Here is a 17,457-nt window from a genome sequence, read left to right as displayed (position 1 = left end):
GCTGCTTTTTTTACTGTTTTTCGATTCATATGGGAATATTTATATTAAAAAAACTAACGATAAGCGAAAAAAACTGAAATTTGTTACATTCAAATGCCTAAATCTGTAATTTATTGGTAAAATAGAGATATCAATAAAAATGGGGCGTGAATAGTATGTTAGAAAATGCAAAAACTGTAACGACAAATCCCGAACTAATCGGTAAGCTTGACGAAAAACTTGGATATTTATCTGAGCTTCGCCAAGCAATTTTAGTGCAAGACGATCGGCTAGTATTCGAATTACTTGCACGTAAAAAATATCAGCAACAAGTAATGCAACAACCTAGCCAAAGCAATGATGATTTGGCCGAAATGGTAGCTAATTTAAAACCACAATTAAGTCATTTACTTGCTAATAAATTGATTGCCTATTTATCTGAAGCATTCCCATTCTTTTACTACAAAGAAATTGATGAAGGTGTGTACCAAATCTACTTTGGAAATTGGTGGGACCGCCGTAACTTTGGTTATTTGGATGTACTAGATGTCAAATTTGTGTTTGATACTACAGAGTACCAAAAGTTAACGGATTCAGTTGCCTTAAGTAAAGACAATAAGCGTCTAAATACTGAAAAAATTACAACTTTGACTAAAGATAATGAAGATTTACAAAAATTAGTTGATGGGCAAAGTGAACGCGATGTCCAAAAAGGAAGCTTACGTGCACAAATTGATGAAGTAACAAATGCCCGTCAAGGTTTGTTTGCTAACGGTAAGCTAAAAGAACAACGTGATGAATTGGTAGCACAATTGGAAGCTCTTCAAAGCGATGACGAAAAAACTAAAAACGCCCGTACACAAATTATTGAAAATAACGACCAAATTTTGTTCCTTTCAAAAGAAGATACGATTTTGAGCTACGAATATAAGAGTATTATTGAAAAATTTGGGGACTTTGAAAAATTTGAAACTGCTGTTGCCAACCTGTACAAAGCATATTTAGTAACGTTGATTTCAAAAGAACAACAGGGGGCATTTGGTGACTATGAATAAGCAAACAAATTTACCAGTAGGTATTTTACCAAGTCAAAGTTTAACAAGTTACAATAATGAAATTAAGCAAAGTTTACAAGCTGGTTTTGAATTTACGGAACTTTTAAGCCAAGTTTTAGCAACGTCTAATCCACATGAACTTTTAACAGCTATCCAAGGCTTAATAAATTTACACCTAGGTTCAAAACAAGTTCAATTTCCAAATCAATATAGTATAGCGGATTGGTTCTTATTGTTTACCACACGTTTATTAGAGATAAACAATGTCAATAGCTTTAGTCTTGCCAGTGCACCTGATCATGAAGAATTAGGCGTCTTTTTGGCCGGCACAGCAACTAAGGTTCGTTATCAATTTAGTGAAGCATCAACTAACGGTGCGTACTTTACCGAAATTGAATCTGGTAAAAAGCTATTTTATCTTGATTTTGCTGCCAATAAATTAACATTTAATAGTACCGACATTATTGACTTTTTTATTGTGCAATCTGACATGGAAATTTTGCCTGAAGAAAGTGATCAAGTGATTACGGTGTTGATGAATTTTGCGTCAATTCTGGCCGATACACTTGAATTTGATATTGATTACAGTATTTTAGAAACGAATAATGATTATCAATATGAAACAGTCAGCACGGAATTACCAAGCCAAATTCTTGATAAGTTATTTATTGCCTCAGCACCAGCTAATGTCTTGATGCAACCGGTTGATAGTGGCTTTGGAGCTCGTTTAGTGCTTACTGATGAGTTAGAAGTTCGTTTCTTACAAAGTGAAAATAATCGACAATTAAGTAAGTTTTGGCATTTTGAAGTGATTGATGCGCAAGGGAAAGCTTCATTGATGAATGTGCTCGTTAACTTCCCATTCATTCAACGTTGGTATCTTGAAAACCGGAGTGTCTTAGAAATTCAACCTGCAAAACCAACAATTGTAGATAATCCGATTAAAGTTGAAGTTTTACAACCACGGAGTATGTAAGCATGTTAGATACTAGTGAGTTATTACGAATATCACGGATGTATCATCGAGAATTACCGAATTTAAAAGGAATTCGCTTTCGCGGCGATGATTTACGTAAAATTTGTTATGAAAACTTGGATATCGATTTAGCCAAGGTTGCCGATGTATCTGGGTGGTTTAAATTTTGGGAAATGCCCGCAGTAGCCGATTACCAAGCGTTATTATCGGCATACGTGCAAGGATTAGATAGTATTTTATGGTTAGCCCAAGTAGAACAATGGATGCATCTAGTTGTAATTGAACCAGATGAGATCAATAAATTAAGTCAATTCCCTCATGGTAACTTAAATAATCATTATCTTGGTTTGAAAACGATGGCCTGGAATTGTTATTTACGGCATAGCCAAAGTGATTACAAACATCTACTTAAATCATATTTAAAATTAGGGTTAGTTGAATTACAACTAGTCCCTGATGACATTATGCAAAAGTTTAATGAGCAGTATAATGCAATAGATGAAATAAATTAAAAATGGTACGAGTATATTTACCGAAGCAGTAGTAAATATATGGTATTCTAAAGTTAGAATTTATTTTTTAAGACGGAGGGGTCAAAGAATGACACGTAAAGTTACAGTATTAGGTAGTTTAAATGCTGATACCATCATGCATATTGATCGGTTACCAAAGCAAGGGGAGACCATGGCAATGCATGATGCCACTACCGCCCCAGGTGGAAAAGGTGCCAATCAAGCAATTGCTGCGGCCCGGATGGATGCTGCAACAACCTTTGTTGGCGCAGTTGGAAATGACCAAAATGGTCAAATGTTATTAGATGCGATGGCGACTGATAATATTGATATTGCCAATATTAAAACACATCAAGAAATTGGGACGGGTTCAGCATTTATCATGCTGGAAAAAGATGGTAATAATACTATTTTGATTCATGGTGGTGCTAATCAATCATTATCAATTGAAGATATTGAGAGCGCAAAGGATGCAATTATCAATTGCGATGTTTTAGTTGCGCAATTTGAGACACCACTTGCGGTGACCTTGAAAGCTTTTGAGTTGGCCAAACAAAATGGGGTATTTACGATTCTTAATCCTGCCCCAGCTAAAACTGATATTCAGCCAGAATTACTTAGCTTAACTGATTTAATTGTTCCTAATGAAATTGAGGCAGAAACGATTTCTGGAATTGCAGTAACTGATGAAGCATCAATGGCTGACAATGCCCGTAAGTTCCGTGAATTAGGGGTGCCAAACTTGATTATTACAGTAGGTGCACGTGGGGCCTACTTTAGTACCGTAAATGGCGCAGGATTTGTGCCAGCATTTAAAGTCAATGCAATTGACACTACCGCGGCTGGTGACACCTTTATTGGAACGTTAGCTTCACAATTAAAACTAGATTTAAGTAATATTGCCGAAGCAATCCGTTTTTCAAATCGGGCATCATCAATTACGGTTCAAGGGGCCGGTGCATTACCATCAATTCCAAAACTTGCCCAAGTGCAAGCAGCCTTTGATGCCGAAGCTTAGCCAAGTATAGTGATAGTTCATTTAATATAAAAAAGGGACGAACTTCAGTAAAGTTCGTCCCTTTCTATATTAAAAGTTATTGTAAAAATTGATGAGCAATTTGTTGATAAACGGCAATCATTGCTTCAAATTGGGCCAATTCAACATATTCGTCAACTTGGTGGGCAATTTCAAAAGGACCTGGGCCCAATAAGATAGTTTCAAATTTCTTAGGTGCCAGAACAAATTCTGATGCATCGGTTGCACCAGCAAAAATTGTCAATTCAGTAGATTGATGTAAGATATTGGCAACTGCTGTTTGGGCGGCTTTAACCAAGGCAGCCTCTTGATTAGTTTTAACTGGTAGAAAGCTACCATCGATGGTCAATGTTAATGTTGCCTTACTGTTAGCGTTAATGTTGCTAATCGCTGCGGTTAAACGGTCCGTAACGGCTTGATTATTAAAAGTCGGAATAGGCCGAATATTACCACGTAAGTAAGCATCTGAAGGAATATTATTAATTTGTTCACCACCATGAAAAAGGGTAATCGCATGTGCTAATTTACCAAGAGCTTCATCAGCGGGAGCATCATCAAAAAGGTGTGCTTCAACATTAGCAAAATCAACTAATCCGTTGATGGCATTAATACCGAGTTCAGGCGTTGATGAATGGACTTGTTTCCCTTTCGCCGTGACGGTATAGTTAAAAGAACCTTTATGGGCATAAACAATTTGCGCATTAGTAGGTTCACCAACAATCAAACCACTTAAATCATCAGCATAGTGTAGCGTCATTAACTGATGAGCACCTTGGCCTCCGGTCTCTTCACCAAAGGTTAAAATAAGCCGAACTCGGCCGTTTAAATTGGCTGATTCAGCAGCTAGACCGATGAAGGCATATACCATAGCGACAACACCAGATTTCATATCGGCTGCCCCTCGTCCGTATAACCGGCCATCATGAATTTCGGCAGCAAATGGTGGATATTGCCAGTCTTGCAGATTACCAGGTAAGACGACATCTAGGTGACCAGTCAAGCCAAGAACCGTTGTGCTATCTGGATTACCTATTTCGGCAATCAAATTGCAACGATTAGGTGCATGCTTAATGATTTTAGATGAAATATCATATTTTGCTAATGTATCACGAATTAGTAAAGCAACTTGTTCTTCGTTATCATCAGTTGAGGGGATTTGAATGAGTTTTTGTAATAATAAGACAGCTTCATGCATATTAAGAACCTCATGTTAAAGTTTATTAATTTTAATTTAATGATATTCTAACGAGGAGTAATGTGCAATGGAAACATTAGGATATAAGATTAATTTAGGAGAATAAATATGGAATTACCAGTCGCATTTGTCGAAAAATATACGCACTTGTTAAAGGATGAAGCTACAAGCTTTTTTGCTGCTTTTGATGCGCCAGTCAAAAAAGCATATCGGATTAATCCCTTAAAAGAAAATCAAGAACTCGTAGATACTCCTGATGATGGTCACTTGGAATATAGTCCATTTGGTCATTTAGGGAAAGTTTACGGGCATTCAATTGATCACACATCTGGACTGGTTTATTCACAAGAACCCAGTGCTATGTTTGTTGGGGAAGTTGCCCATCCGCAAGTAGGCGAATTTGTATTAGATTTGTCAGCAGCCCCTGGTGGGAAAGCAACACATTTGGCTAGTTACTTACAACAAACAGGGTTGTTAGTTGCTAATGAAATTATAAAGAAACGTTCGCAAATTTTAGCTGAAAATATTGAACGATTTGGTACTAAAAATACGGTGGTTACGAATGAATCACCAGCCCGATTAAGTAAGCAACTACCACAATTCTTTGATAAAATCGTAGTCGATGCACCATGCTCTGGTGAAGGTATGTTTCGTAAAGATCCGGATGCAATGACATATTGGGATGCAGATTATCCAGCTAAGTGTGCTAGTTTACAACGTGAAATTTTGGCAGATGCTGTTAAAATGTTGAAACCAGAAGCAGAATTAATATATTCAACATGTACTTTTGCGCCAGAAGAAAATGAACAAATGATTGCTTGGTTATTGGAAACATATCCAGAATTTTCAGTGTTACCAATTGATAAGCCGGCTGGTATTGATGATGGTCGGCCAGAATGGGCAGACGGTAATCCTGAATTAAGTAAGACGGCGCGTATTTTTCCTAATCATTTTAATGGTGAAGGCCATTTTGTGGCAAAATTAAAATGGTGTGCACAAGATTCTCAACCAGCAAAACAAATTTTGGAAAAATCTAATTTGACAGTGGAACAAGCTAAGCAATGGCAAACCTTTGCTGATGCTAACTTAGTTACCCCGCTGCAAGGAACCTTGTTAACTTTTGGGGACCAATTGTATTGTCTTCCTGAAGGAATGTTAAGTATCAAAAAATTAAGTGTTGTCCGTCCAGGATTACACTTAGGAACATTTAAGAAAAATCGGTTTGAACCAAGTTTGGCACTGGGATTAACTTTAAAACCACATGAAGTCAAGCAACACGTCACAATTACCAAAGAAGATTGGATTAAATATGTCCATGGTGATACGGTAATGTTGCCAGCTGCTCCTGCAACAGGTAATGGGTGGTATCAAGTTGTCATCAATGGCAATGGCTTAGGTTTTGCGAAAGTCGTTGGACAAACATTGAAAAATTATTATCCAAAAGGCTTACGATTTATTTACCATGAACAAGGGTAGTAAAAAACGCTGACAGTAAACAGATAATATCAAGAAATACCCTAAATAGCCTCCCTGAAAAAATTCTTCAGGGAGGCTATTGTCGTAATTTAAATTTATTGGACTTCGGAAACGTATTTTAACGGCCTTTGGTGTTTTTGTGAACCGCATGTGTCATTAGACCGCCATAAAATTTACGTGCATGCTTATCAACCATTGGCGTAACACTACCTTGGTTAACTTGACCTGAAGCCGGCGTTGCTTTTGTTTGGGCTTTTAATTGCTTTTTAAGGGCTTTAATCTTTGCTTCAACTAATGTAAAGTTTTGTTTATTAGTGTCAGGAAGGATAATAATTTCTTTAGCACTTGCTTGGAAATTATCAAAAGCGACCTTGTTTTGCGTTTGAGCATAGAAGCGGGCGATACGTTCAGCAGCACTTTGTGCTAATTGGCTGTAATGAAGTGGTGTTGGACTAAAAAGGGCAATTGTTTCTTCAGGATTAGCATCATTGATTAAAATGTAGTAAAAGCTCCCATTGTGGGTGAAAAAATCAGCGTGCCAATTAATTAAATTGGGAACATCTGCGGGTAATTGAAGATCTTTAGGAACTTTGACGTGCGTTCCTAAAAGTTTTGAACTATGAATGACAAGCATATTATTAACCTATTCTATTTTATTTAATTAGTAATAATTATAGACAAACTACGAGGTAGGTCAACTATAACATCGATATTGACAGTACAAATTAGTATTTTGGGATAATTGGCGTAATTAATTGAAACATTATAAATTCAATGTTAAACTTCTAATAATAACAATTGTTTGGAGGAAAGAGTATGACAGGTGGGCAAATAGCTGGTCTAATTGCTGCGATTGCGTTTTTGATTTTAGTAGCATTTATTGGTGTATTTTTACTCCGGCTAACTAAAAGTATTGGAGTCGTTACCGTCGATGTTGATCAAATTTCACGTGAAGTTGAAGAAATTTTAGCTAATGCTAATGAATTATTGACTGATGTAAATGGCAAAGTAAAAACAATTGATCCGGCCTTTAAAGCCGTTGGAGATTTAGGTGAATCAGTTTCAAGCTTAAATGATGCAACAAGAAACCTAACAACACGTGTTTCAGGAGTTGGTTCTAGTGCAAAGGGACTTACGGGGTTATCATTAGCTTCAAAAGTTTCAAAATCTGCCTTTCAAGGTTACCGGAATCATCGTAAAAATAAAAAAGCTAAATAGCGTAACTTACTAAATTTTAATAATTGGAGGAACCAAACATGGGGAAAAAATTAGGACTTTTAACTGGGTTAGCAATTGGTGGTGCAGCTGCGTTTGCTGCTTTTAAAGCACTTACACCACAAAAACAAGAAAAATTAATTAAAGATGCACGGGCCAAGGTTGATGAAATGCGTGATAGTGCAATTGACTATGCGTACTATGCAACTGATATGGTTGAAGATATGCGTGATCAAATTCAAAAACGTAAGGAAGAAGAAGGTCACTACAGTGAACTAGTTGCCAAATCACAAGATTTAGCTGAAAAGGCTAAAGAAAAGGCGCAAGATGTCGTTAGTGATGTGAAAGAAAAATTTATTAACAAAGAAGAAGTTGATGTCGACGAAAACGATGACATTGATTTAGATTTAACGGCCGAAGATGTTGCTGAAAAAGTAACTTTACCTAAGACAGATGATGTCAAAGCAGCTTTCGAAGATGATAAAAAGGTTAAGGTTGAGGTTTTAGAACCAACTAAACCGGTCGATGAAAAATAAAAATTATTTAGATAATTTACGAAAAAATGGTTGATTGTTGATACAATCAACCATTTTTTCATGCTAATTTGATATAATTGTTAAGCCTAGTATGATGACATAGAAAATATATTCATTTAAGACGCTATAAAATTTCGCTATAATTAGGGCTGTAAACTAATTTAGGAGCATAAAAAATATGAAAATTGCTTATAAATCCGATATCGGAAAGTTACGTAAAACAAATCAAGACTTTGTGGGAACTTTTGTTAATAAATTAGGATATAAGTTTGCCGTTGTTGCTGATGGGGTTGGTGGTCAAGTTGCCGGTGATGTCGCCTCAGCAATGGCTGTTTTACATCTCGGAAATCAATGGGAATTATCAGAAATAAAAACACCATTAGCGGCTCGAGAATGGTTAAATAATCAAGTTAAAGCTGAAAATTCTGCTATTTTAGCGGCTTCAGAACGCTTTCATGATTTGAAAGGAATGGCAACAACTTTAGTAACGGTTATGTTATTTGATGATGAGCTTGTATTTGCAAATATTGGTGATTCACGAGGTTACATTTTGCATAATGGTGAATTTAAACAATTAACGGTTGATCACTCGTTAGTAAATGAACTGGTTTTAACGGGCCAAATTTCTGAAGAAGATGCCAAGCTACATCCAAATCGGAATGTTATTACTCGTTGGTTAGGTGTTAATGATGATGCAATGTTAGATATTATTAAGTACCATGCTCAGGTTGGGGATGTCATAATGCTCAGCACGGATGGTCTGACAAAATCTGTCAGTGATATTGAGATTGCATCAATTTTGCAGATGCCGGTTTCACTAGAAGAACGTGTAGACGAATTAATCAAGCACGCAAATGAAGCTGGAGGACGTGATAATATAACCGTTCTGTTAATTGAACGTGAAGAAGAGGTAATGTGATTATGATGCCAAATCAATTAATTGGGGGGCGTTATCGAATTATTCGGACACTTGGCGAAGGGGGCATGGCCAATGTTTATTTAGCGCATGATTTGATTTTAGATCGTGATGTGTCAATTAAGACCTTACGATTAGACCTCTCAAACGATGAAAAGACAATCAACCGCTTTCGACGGGAAGCCTTAGCAGCTACAGAACTGACACATCCAAATATTGTGGAAATATACGACTTTGATGAAGAAGATGGGATTCAGTACTTGGTCATGGAATATGTTGACGGGACGGATTTGAAGACATACATTAAACGGCATTTTCCAATTCCATTACAAAAAGTTATTCAAATTCTTAAGCAAGTTTTATCAGCGGTTAGTGAAGCGCATAAAGCGGGGATTATTCATCGTGATTTAAAACCGCAAAATATTTTGATTGATCATAATGGTAACGCTAAAATCTCAGATTTTGGGATTGCTATGACTAATTCTGAACTTGGGTTAACGCAAACAAATGCCATTTTTGGTTCGATTCATTATCTATCACCTGAACAAACCCGTGGTGGTATGGCTACTGATAAGTCTGATGTTTATTCATTAGGAATTATTTTGTATGAAATGCTTGTAGGGAAAGTTCCTTTTGCGGGTGAAAATGCCGTCGCAATTGCCTTACAACATGCACAATCACAAATACCATCAGTGCGTGACTTTGATGATGCCATTCCGCAAGCACTAGAAAATGTGGTTTTAAAAGCTACCGCAAAAGATCCAACAAATCGATATGCTTCAGTTGATGAAATGTTAATTGATTTACGGACTGCACTAGATGCTTCAAGAATTATGGAACCACGTTTTGTCCCAACTCAGTTAGATGATGATGCAACGCGGCTTATTCCCATTGATGAAATTCAAGCAGCTCAACAAAAAATGCACAGTGTTAGTAGTAAGGAACAAAATGTCACAACACAAGAAGATATGGAAGATGTTAAAGAACAACCATATAAAAAGCCACGTAGACGTTGGTTATGGCTAGCAATAATTGTCGTCTTACTTGGTACTGTGGGGGGCGCTTTTGCGATGGTGCGACATGATAATGTAACGATACCTACCTTAACAAATAAAACGCAAGCAAGTGCAGTGGCGCTAATTCAACGTGAAGGATTAAAGGTTGGCACAATTACGAAGTCATCTTCAGCAACTATTGTAAATGGGAATGTAATTAATTCGGCGCCTGGTGCTAAACGAACTGTTAAGCGTGGGACGCCAGTTAATTTAGTTATTTCAAGTGGTAAAAAGTTACAACGGTTTGGTGATTACACCGAAGAACCTTTTAATGAGGTAGCTAAATTATTAACCCTCAAAGGGTTTAATGTGCGACAGAAATTACAATCTTCAACTGATGTACCTGCCGGAGAGATTATAAGTCAAAGTGTAAGTGCGGAAAGTAAGGTGAATCCTGAAAATACAACGGTGACCTTTACAGTTAGTTCAGGACCACAAACTGTTACCGTACCTGATTTTACGAACCAAGATGCAACGGTGTTTTATAACTGGGCCAATCAAAATGGCATTAAAATTTTACAGCCAAATACAATGAGTTCTGATAAAGTTGCGGCCAATAAGGTGATTTCACAAACAATTCCGGCTGGTCAAACAGTAACGGTTGGGGAAACAATGCAAGTTACGCTTTCAAGTGGTAGTGATCAAAAACAATCATCAAGTTCAGCGTCTGCAAACACGTCAAGCCAATCTAGTGAGCAAGCATCAAGTCAGCCTGGTGACCAATCATCAAGTAGTTCACAAGCAACATCGTCAAGTAATCAAAGTTCAATAGATAGTAGTAGCAATTCAACAAAGTAAGACGCTTAGCAAAAGGTAAAACCTTTGATCGAATGTGCGAAATATAATTATTTTATGGTAAAATTTAAGTTTAGTAGCACATGGAGGTGTGACGTGGGTTCATTTTGGAAAAAAAATACTGAAATAGTAGAAGATACGGAATTAGATTTAGAACATATTCCTAAGCATGTGGCCGTTATTATGGATGGTAATGGTCGTTGGGCTCAACAACGCCATTTACCACGAATTGCTGGTCATAAAGAAGGCATGAATACGGTTAAAAAGATTACTAAAGTGGCTAGTGGCTTAGGTGTTAAAGTTTTAACTTTATATGCTTTTTCAACCGAAAACTGGAAACGACCGGAAACTGAGGTAAGTTATTTGATGGGCTTACCAATCAAATTTTTTGATACTTTTGTTCCGGAATTAATTGAAAATAATGTCCGAGTGGAAGTAATTGGTTATATTGATGAATTGCCAAATGCAACACAAGTAGCCGTTAAAAATGCTATGGAGCAAACTAAAAATAATACTGGGATGGTATTAAATTTTGCCCTAAATTATGGTGGCCGAGCAGAGATTACGACCGCCGTGCAAGAAATTGCCACTAAGATTCAAAATGAAACTTTACAAGTTGAAGAGATTACAGCTGATTTACTCAGTCAATCAATGATGACAGCTAAGCTTGGAGCATACCAAGATCCGGATGTCGTGATTCGAACAAGTGGTGAAATGCGGATTAGTAATTTTTTACTTTGGCAAGTTGCGTATAGTGAATTTATCTTTTTAGATACACATTGGCCAGATATGGATGAAATAAGCTTCAAACAAGCCTTAGCAGAATTCCAACAACGGAATCGTCGCTTTGGTGGTTTGAAGAAATAGATTTAGGAGAATTTTATGAAAACTCGTGTAATAACAGCGGTTGTCGCGTTATTAGTCTTTGTCCCTTTATTATTTATCGGGGGCATTCCGTTGGAAGTTTTAGTTGCCTTATTAGGGGTTATTGCTGTTAATGAAATATTAGTAATGCGTAAGAAATTATTGATTTCATTTGAAGCAATTATCAGTAATTTAGCCGTTATTGTGGCGGTCTTACCTAGTAACTATTGGCCGGTTAAAACGCCACTCTTATTACAACAATCAACATTATTGTATATCTTTATACTATTGATGTTAGCGCACACTGTTGTAAGTAAGAACCATTTCACTTTTGATGATGCTGCGGTAATTATTTTAGCAGTGTTCTACATTGGATTTGGATTTCACTTCTTTATTACTGCTCGGAATATGCCTGGTGGTTTAGCAACACTATTCTTTGCGTTGTTAATTGTTTGGATTACTGATTCTGGTGCATACTTGGTCGGACGTAAACTTGGTAAAAATAAGTTAGCACCACGTATCAGTCCAAATAAAACGTGGGAAGGTTCAATTGGTGGTACAGTTATTTCAGTAATTGTTTCAGCTATTTACTTAAAATTTTTCCCACAAGCATATGATTGGACCATCATGGTCGTAATTGCCTTAATCGCTTCTGTGGCGGGTCAGTTTGGTGATTTGATTGAATCTGCATTAAAGCGTTATTATAACGTTAAAGACTCAGGTAAAATTTTACCTGGTCACGGTGGAATCTTAGACCGGTTTGATAGTTTGCTAATTGTATTACCAGTGCTTTATCTGTTAGGAGTAATTTACTAAACCGAGAGAGGAAAATAATTTGCACAATACACTTTTAACGATTATTACGTTTATTTTTATTTTTGGGATTTTAGTTTTTGTTCATGAATTAGGACATTTTTTCTTTGCTAAAAAATCAGGTGTTTTAGTCCGTGAATTTTCAATTGGAATGGGGCCAAAATTAGTGGCTTTTCGTCGTGGAACAACTAGTTATACAATTCGGATTCTACCAGTTGGTGGTTATGTCCGGATGGCGGGAGCCCAAGAAGATGAAGGGGATGAATTGCAACCAGGGACAATGGTTACGATTCAAACCAATGCTGCTAACGAAGTAATTCGAATAAATGCCAGTCAAAAGAAGCAAACGTTATTTCAAGGTATTCCAGTTCAAATAAGTGCCGTTGATTTAGTCGATGAACTATGGATTAAAGGTTATGAAAATGGCGATGAAAGTGAAATCAAAACTTTCCATGTTGATCATGACGCCACAATTATTGAAGCAGACGGTACTGAAGTCCAAATTGCACCTAAAGATGTGCAGTTCCAGTCAGCTAAATTATGGCAACGAGCGTTAATTAACTTTGCAGGCTCATTAAATAACTTTATTTTAGCCATTGTTGTCTTTGCGATTATTGGTTTGATGCAAGGCTTTGTTCCAAGTAATTCAACGCAATTAGGGCAAGTTATTGATAATTCGGTTGCACAAAAAGCGGGTTTAAAAGCAGGTGATTCGATTGAAAAAGTGGCTGGTAAGCCGGTTAAAAATTGGACCGAATTACAAACAATGCTACAGAGTCGTCCAGGTAAATCAACTGATCTTGCTGTAAAACAAGGTACGCACACAAAAGAAATTACATTAACACCGACAACGGTTACAAGTAATGGTCAAAAATTTGGTCAAATTGGTGTTCAACAAGTTGTCAAACGCGGAATTGGAGATCGCTTACTTTACGGATTTACCGGTGCGTATTCAACGGCTGCAAATGTTTTGCATGCGCTCGCAAATTTATTTCATGGTGGCTTTAGTTTAAATAAACTTGGTGGCCCAGTTGCTATCTTTGCTAATACTGAACAAGCTGCTCAAGCGGGCTTTATTTCAGTATTACTCTTATTAGCATTCTTAAGTATTAACATTGGAATTGTGAACTTGTTGCCAATTCCAGCGTTGGATGGTGGTAAGTTATTGTTAAACATTATTGAAGCAATTCGGCGTAAACCACTTTCAGAAGATAAAGAAAATATGGTGCAAATCGCAGGTTTCATTTTCCTCATGTTATTGATGTTAGCTGTTACATTTAACGATGTTATTCGTTATTTTATTAAATAAATTAAATTAAGGGGTATTGTTTAGATGAAACAATCCAAAGTTTTTATTCCAACTGTAAAGGAAACACCTGCTGATGCGGAAGTTATTTCTCATCAAATGATGATTCGCGGAGGGTATATCCGTCAAGTCACAGCAGGAATGTACGCCTATTTACCATTGGCGCAACGTGTTATTAACAAAATTAATGCGATTATCCGTCAAGAAATGGAAGCAATTGATGCAATTGAAATGATGACACCAGCTGTATTACCAGCTGATTTATGGCGTGAGTCTGGTCGTTATGAAACGTACGGTGCTAATTTATTCCGATTAAAAGACCGGCATGATCGTGATTTTATTCTTGGTCCAACCCATGAAGAAACATTAACGCAATTGATTCGCGATGATATTAAATCATACAAACGGTTACCATTATCACTTTACCAAATTCAACCAAAATATCGTGATGAAAGTCGTCCACGTTCTGGTTTGTTACGTGGTCGCGAATTTATCATGAAGGATGCTTATTCATTTTCTAGTGATGAAATTGGCCTTGATAAAACCTACCGTGCCATGGAAGGTGCTTATATCAACATCTTTGACCGGGTTGGTCTAGATTACCGGGTTATCGTTGGTGATGGTGGCGCCATGGGTGGTAAAGATTCGAAAGAATTTTCTGCCGTAGCTGCTGCTGGTGAAGATATCATTGCATATTCTGACGCAAATGATTATGCAGCTAACCTTGAAATGGCAAAAGATTACTATCACAGTAACAAGGCTTTGGATGTTCAAAACGCCAAAGAAGAAGTGGCTACGCCTGATATTCACACAATTGAAGAAGTGGCTGAATTTCTTAAAGTTGCACCAACACAAATTATTAAAACGGTTGTATTTATTGCTGATGAGCAACCCGTTATGGCGCTTGTCCGTGGTGACTATGAAGTAAACGATGTTAAATTGAAGAATTTCTTAGGGGCTGACTCCTTAGAATTAGCAACCGAAGCCGATACCCAAAAATATCTAGGTGCTAAATTTGGTTCACTTGGCCCAGTTGGGGTAAGTGATGACATTCGGATTGTTGCCGATGAATTTGTCCAAGATATTGTTAATGCGGTCGCTGGTGCTAATAAAGATGGCTTCCACTTTACGAATGTTAACATTGGGCATGATTACCAACCTACAGATGTGTTAGATATTCGGATTGCTAAAGAAGGTAATCTTGATCCAGAAGGTAAAGGACATTTGGTCTTTACTAAGGGAATTGAAATCGGGCATATTTTCAAATTAGGAACACGATACACCAAAGCCTTGGGTGCTCAAGTGTTGGATGAAAATGGTCGTCAAAAAGATATCATCATGGGTTGTTACGGAATTGGTGTGTCACGGCTACTTTCAGCAATTGCTGAACAGCAAGCTGATGAAAACGGTCTTGTGTGGCCAGCTGCCATCGCCCCTTATGATATCCATATTGTACCAATTAACTTAAATGATGATGATCAAAAGCGTGTCGCAACAACGATTGAAGATACATTGGTTGGCGCAGGCTTTGAAGTGCTTGTGGATGATCGTAAAGAACGTCCCGGTGTTAAATTTGCCGATTCTGATTTAATCGGATTACCAATTCGAGTAACCGTTGGTAAAAAGGCTAACGAAAACATTGTTGAAGTTAAATTACGTAAAACTGGTGAAACTATTGAAGTGCGCGTTGAAGAAATCCAACAAACAATTGAAATTTTATTAAAATCATCAGCCAAATAGCATAAAATAAAACGCCTGGAAATTTTTCCAGGCGTTTTATTTTATTTGGTGATATTACGGAATTCATAATTACTTTCATGAAAATTATGGGTAGTAATATTAGCATATGGTGCAAAGAAGTAATTATCTGCTGCTTTCCAACGTTGGTAATTTTTTGGATTATCCCAAACGGTTAAAACGACATAATTATTGTTGTCACTGTGTGAACGCTTTAATAAATAAATAGCTTTCAAGCCCGCCGCTCTTGGTGCAGAAAACCAACTATTGATACGCCGTTCGAAAAGGTTTAAGTATTCGGGATAGACGGTAATATAGTTATAATTGAAAAAACCATGCCAATCAATTGTGCCACAAGAATTTTTAACGTCATAACCGACACCAGATTTAAAGATATTGTCAGTCCCAGTGATATCAAGTAACTGAAGATTGGATGCGTCAACGCCACTTGGTGCGAGTGTTACGAATGTGTGTGTTGGAAAGTCATGTTTGATACTGTTGAGAATATCTTTTGAACCGTAAGTAACATAAACTTGCTTTAACATATTAATTCCCCCTAGTAATTGTTTTCACTTTAAGTATAGTCTAAAATTAATGAAAAGCGAAGAAAGAGGTTAAAAAAGTGAAATTAACAGTTATTGGTTGTTTAGGTGGCTTTCCCGCTGAAGGAAAGGCAACGAGTTGCTTTTTATTGGAAAGTAAAGGTTTTAACTTATTAATTGATTGTGGCAGTGGGGCATTGCTAGCTTTACAAAAAGTTTTGTCACCTTTACAGCTGGATGCCGCTTTGTTAACGCATTTTCATGCTGATCATATAGCTGACGTTGGGGTGTTGCAACATTTTTGGCAATTGGCACCTGGAGTAAAAAAGGTCCCCATCCTACCAATCTATGCAAGTAATCATGAGCCCGAAAATTTTAATAAACTAGATTGGCCTGCTTCAACGCAAAAACAGGCCCTTGATTTTACTAAGCCAATGCAGATTGGCCCATTCACCATTTCTTTTTTTAAGACTAAACATCTGGTAGAAACGTATGCTGTGCGAATAAAAGAGCAAGGTAATTCAAATGAATTAGTTTATACGGCTGATACAACGATGGTTGCTGGATTAGCTGACTTTATCACGGGAGCCAAAGTCTTATTAGCAGATACTAATTTTTTAGCAGACAAGCCGGAACCACGTTGGCATTTAACAACTTTAGAAACATCCCAATTGGCTAATCAAGCGCATGTGCAACATGTCATTTTAACCCATTTACCTCCATTTGGTGATGCGAATGCTTTCAAACGTGAAGTAGTAGCTGGGTTAGTAAATGAAACTGATGTTGAATTTGCTCGTGAAGGTTTAATTTGTGAAATTTAAATCATGTAAGTCGATTAAATATTTAAAAAAAGATTAATAATAAGGTTTACAATTCGTTAGGGGAGCGATTATAATGAGCTTAAGTTATTAATAGTTACATTGAGATTAAACAAAATGGGGGGTAATCTTATGGTAGTAACATTATATAGTTCATCAAGTTGTACGTCATGTCGGAAGGCACGTGGTTGGTTAGTAGACCATGACATTGAATTTGTAGAGCGTAACATCTTCAAGCAACCTCTATCAAAAGAAGAAATTAAGGGGATTCTTCGTTTGACTGAGGAAGGGACTGAGGAAATCATTTCTACACGTTCAAAGGTATTCACTGATCTTAAAATTAAAATTGATGATTTAACGCTAAGTGCGTTAGTTGATTTAATTCAAGCTAATCCAGCGATTTTAAAACGGCCAATTATGCTAGATGAACGCCGTTTACAGGTTGGATATAATGAAGATGAAATTCGTTTATTCCTGCCACGGCATGTCCGCAAGGAAGAATTATTCCAAGCACAATTACTAGATCGAATGGCTTAACCAAATTAATAAGGTATAATGAATAAGTTACAGTATTTGGTCATAGTAACCGTATGCTGTAACTTTTTTACTTTATACTTAACTATATATTTAA

Annotated in this window: 18 protein-coding genes; 15 read left to right on the top strand and 3 right to left on the bottom strand. The window is 36.9% G+C overall.

Annotation, left to right across the window (positions count from 1 at the left end):
• Positions 1 to 155 precede the first annotated feature (155 nt).
• The 4 genes from LQZ75_RS07025 to rbsK all read left to right on the top strand — a co-directional run bounded on the left by LQZ75_RS07025 (position 156) and on the right by rbsK (position 3,540).
• Positions 156 to 1,034, top strand: coding sequence for an exonuclease SbcC (locus tag LQZ75_RS07025; protein WP_230097128.1), 879 nt, complete (start codon positions 156 to 158; stop codon positions 1,032 to 1,034).
• Complete coding sequence (locus tag LQZ75_RS07020) at positions 1,027 to 2,010, top strand: hypothetical protein (protein WP_230097127.1); 984 nt, start codon at positions 1,027 to 1,029, stop codon at positions 2,008 to 2,010. Before LQZ75_RS07025 ends, LQZ75_RS07020 begins: the two co-directional genes overlap by 8 nt.
• A 2-nt stretch (positions 2,011 to 2,012) precedes the next feature.
• The gene (locus tag LQZ75_RS07015) at positions 2,013 to 2,522 is read left to right on the top strand and encodes a hypothetical protein (RefSeq protein WP_230097126.1); all 510 of its coding nucleotides are present in this window, start codon (positions 2,013 to 2,015) and stop codon (positions 2,520 to 2,522) included.
• 88 nt (positions 2,523 to 2,610) lie between these two features.
• Complete coding sequence (gene rbsK / locus LQZ75_RS07010; RefSeq protein ID WP_230097125.1) at positions 2,611 to 3,540, top strand: ribokinase; 930 nt, start codon at positions 2,611 to 2,613, stop codon at positions 3,538 to 3,540.
• Positions 3,541 to 3,616: 76 nt separating this feature from the next.
• Here the strand turns inward: rbsK and LQZ75_RS07005 are convergent, their stop codons facing one another.
• Positions 3,617 to 4,753, bottom strand: a complete 1,137-nt coding sequence (locus LQZ75_RS07005; protein ID WP_230097124.1) for an ArgE/DapE family deacylase — start codon at positions 4,751 to 4,753, stop codon at positions 3,617 to 3,619.
• A gap of 108 nt (positions 4,754 to 4,861) precedes the next feature.
• On the opposite strand from LQZ75_RS07005, the gene LQZ75_RS07000 reads away from it, so the two are divergent.
• The gene (locus LQZ75_RS07000) at positions 4,862 to 6,229 is read left to right on the top strand and encodes an RsmF rRNA methyltransferase first C-terminal domain-containing protein (RefSeq protein ID WP_230097123.1); all 1,368 of its coding nucleotides are present in this window, start codon (positions 4,862 to 4,864) and stop codon (positions 6,227 to 6,229) included.
• Positions 6,230 to 6,347: 118 nt separating this feature from the next.
• Here LQZ75_RS07000 and LQZ75_RS06995 read toward each other — a convergent pair whose 3' ends face one another.
• Positions 6,348 to 6,863, bottom strand: coding sequence for a hypothetical protein (locus tag LQZ75_RS06995; RefSeq protein ID WP_230097122.1), 516 nt, complete (start codon positions 6,861 to 6,863; stop codon positions 6,348 to 6,350).
• Positions 6,864 to 7,045: 182 nt separating this feature from the next.
• Between LQZ75_RS06995 and LQZ75_RS06990 the strand changes: the two genes are divergently transcribed.
• The 8 genes from LQZ75_RS06990 to LQZ75_RS06955 all read left to right on the top strand — a co-directional run bounded on the left by LQZ75_RS06990 (position 7,046) and on the right by LQZ75_RS06955 (position 15,469).
• Positions 7,046 to 7,447 carry a DUF948 domain-containing protein gene (locus LQZ75_RS06990; protein WP_230097121.1) on the top strand — a complete coding sequence of 134 codons (402 nt, stop codon included), beginning with the start codon at positions 7,046 to 7,048 and terminating at the stop codon, positions 7,445 to 7,447.
• 38 nt (positions 7,448 to 7,485) lie between these two features.
• Positions 7,486 to 7,980 (top strand): hypothetical protein, encoded by a 495-nt coding sequence (locus LQZ75_RS06985; protein WP_230097120.1) that lies wholly within the window; start codon positions 7,486 to 7,488, stop codon positions 7,978 to 7,980.
• A 178-nt stretch (positions 7,981 to 8,158) separates the two neighbouring features.
• Positions 8,159 to 8,899 (top strand): Stp1/IreP family PP2C-type Ser/Thr phosphatase, encoded by a 741-nt coding sequence (locus tag LQZ75_RS06980; RefSeq protein ID WP_230097119.1) that lies wholly within the window; start codon positions 8,159 to 8,161, stop codon positions 8,897 to 8,899.
• Positions 8,900 to 8,901: 2 nt separating this feature from the next.
• Positions 8,902 to 10,749, top strand: coding sequence for a Stk1 family PASTA domain-containing Ser/Thr kinase (gene pknB / locus LQZ75_RS06975; protein WP_230097118.1), 1,848 nt, complete (start codon positions 8,902 to 8,904; stop codon positions 10,747 to 10,749).
• 93 nt (positions 10,750 to 10,842) lie between these two features.
• Positions 10,843 to 11,613 carry an undecaprenyl pyrophosphate synthase gene (uppS, locus tag LQZ75_RS06970; RefSeq protein WP_230097117.1) on the top strand — a complete coding sequence of 257 codons (771 nt, stop codon included), beginning with the start codon at positions 10,843 to 10,845 and terminating at the stop codon, positions 11,611 to 11,613.
• A 15-nt stretch (positions 11,614 to 11,628) separates the two neighbouring features.
• Positions 11,629 to 12,426 carry a phosphatidate cytidylyltransferase gene (locus LQZ75_RS06965; RefSeq protein ID WP_230097116.1) on the top strand — a complete coding sequence of 266 codons (798 nt, stop codon included), beginning with the start codon at positions 11,629 to 11,631 and terminating at the stop codon, positions 12,424 to 12,426.
• Between the two features lie 19 nt (positions 12,427 to 12,445).
• Complete coding sequence (gene rseP / locus LQZ75_RS06960) at positions 12,446 to 13,732, top strand: RIP metalloprotease RseP (protein WP_230097115.1); 1,287 nt, start codon at positions 12,446 to 12,448, stop codon at positions 13,730 to 13,732.
• Between the two features lie 24 nt (positions 13,733 to 13,756).
• A complete protein-coding gene (locus LQZ75_RS06955) occupies positions 13,757 to 15,469 on the top strand; it encodes a proline--tRNA ligase (RefSeq protein WP_230097114.1) in 1,713 nt (570 codons plus the stop codon).
• Positions 15,470 to 15,510: 41 nt separating this feature from the next.
• Here LQZ75_RS06955 and LQZ75_RS06950 read toward each other — a convergent pair whose 3' ends face one another.
• Complete coding sequence (locus tag LQZ75_RS06950; RefSeq protein ID WP_230097113.1) at positions 15,511 to 16,011, bottom strand: antibiotic biosynthesis monooxygenase family protein; 501 nt, start codon at positions 16,009 to 16,011, stop codon at positions 15,511 to 15,513.
• 77 nt (positions 16,012 to 16,088) lie between these two features.
• On the opposite strand from LQZ75_RS06950, the gene LQZ75_RS06945 reads away from it, so the two are divergent.
• A complete protein-coding gene (locus LQZ75_RS06945; RefSeq protein WP_230097112.1) occupies positions 16,089 to 16,829 on the top strand; it encodes an MBL fold metallo-hydrolase in 741 nt (246 codons plus the stop codon).
• Between the two features lie 129 nt (positions 16,830 to 16,958).
• A complete protein-coding gene (gene spx, locus LQZ75_RS06940; RefSeq protein WP_230097111.1) occupies positions 16,959 to 17,363 on the top strand; it encodes a transcriptional regulator Spx in 405 nt (134 codons plus the stop codon).
• Positions 17,364 to 17,457: the final 94 nt, after the last annotated feature.

Origin of the sequence: Periweissella fabaria, assembly GCF_918814575.1 — a bacterium.
In the GTDB taxonomy this organism is placed as follows: Bacteria; Bacillota; Bacilli; order Lactobacillales; family Lactobacillaceae; genus Periweissella; species Periweissella fabaria.
Note: the sequence above shows the minus strand (reverse complement) of the source record. Positions and strands in the feature narration are given on the sequence as shown.

What these genes read in the sequence shown, in the direction of transcription:
- LQZ75_RS07025 (WP_230097128.1), top strand. Translation starts at nt 156, where the DNA reads ATGTTAGAAAATGCAAAAACTGTAACGACAAATCCCGAACTAATCGGT.
- LQZ75_RS07020 (WP_230097127.1), top strand. Translation starts at nt 1,027, where the DNA reads ATGAATAAGCAAACAAATTTACCAGTAGGTATTTTACCAAGTCAAAGT.
- LQZ75_RS07015 (WP_230097126.1), top strand. Translation starts at nt 2,013, where the DNA reads ATGTTAGATACTAGTGAGTTATTACGAATATCACGGATGTATCATCGA.
- rbsK (WP_230097125.1), top strand. Translation starts at nt 2,611, where the DNA reads ATGACACGTAAAGTTACAGTATTAGGTAGTTTAAATGCTGATACCATC.
- LQZ75_RS07005 (WP_230097124.1), bottom strand. Translation starts at nt 4,753, where the DNA reads ATGCATGAAGCTGTCTTATTATTACAAAAACTCATTCAAATCCCCTCA.
- LQZ75_RS07000 (WP_230097123.1), top strand. Translation starts at nt 4,862, where the DNA reads ATGGAATTACCAGTCGCATTTGTCGAAAAATATACGCACTTGTTAAAG.
- LQZ75_RS06995 (WP_230097122.1), bottom strand. Translation starts at nt 6,863, where the DNA reads ATGCTTGTCATTCATAGTTCAAAACTTTTAGGAACGCACGTCAAAGTT.
- LQZ75_RS06990 (WP_230097121.1), top strand. Translation starts at nt 7,046, where the DNA reads ATGACAGGTGGGCAAATAGCTGGTCTAATTGCTGCGATTGCGTTTTTG.
- LQZ75_RS06985 (WP_230097120.1), top strand. Translation starts at nt 7,486, where the DNA reads ATGGGGAAAAAATTAGGACTTTTAACTGGGTTAGCAATTGGTGGTGCA.
- LQZ75_RS06980 (WP_230097119.1), top strand. Translation starts at nt 8,159, where the DNA reads ATGAAAATTGCTTATAAATCCGATATCGGAAAGTTACGTAAAACAAAT.
- pknB (WP_230097118.1), top strand. Translation starts at nt 8,902, where the DNA reads ATGATGCCAAATCAATTAATTGGGGGGCGTTATCGAATTATTCGGACA.
- LQZ75_RS06965 (WP_230097116.1), top strand. Translation starts at nt 11,629, where the DNA reads ATGAAAACTCGTGTAATAACAGCGGTTGTCGCGTTATTAGTCTTTGTC.
- LQZ75_RS06955 (WP_230097114.1), top strand. Translation starts at nt 13,757, where the DNA reads ATGAAACAATCCAAAGTTTTTATTCCAACTGTAAAGGAAACACCTGCT.
- LQZ75_RS06950 (WP_230097113.1), bottom strand. Translation starts at nt 16,011, where the DNA reads ATGTTAAAGCAAGTTTATGTTACTTACGGTTCAAAAGATATTCTCAAC.
- spx (WP_230097111.1), top strand. Translation starts at nt 16,959, where the DNA reads ATGGTAGTAACATTATATAGTTCATCAAGTTGTACGTCATGTCGGAAG.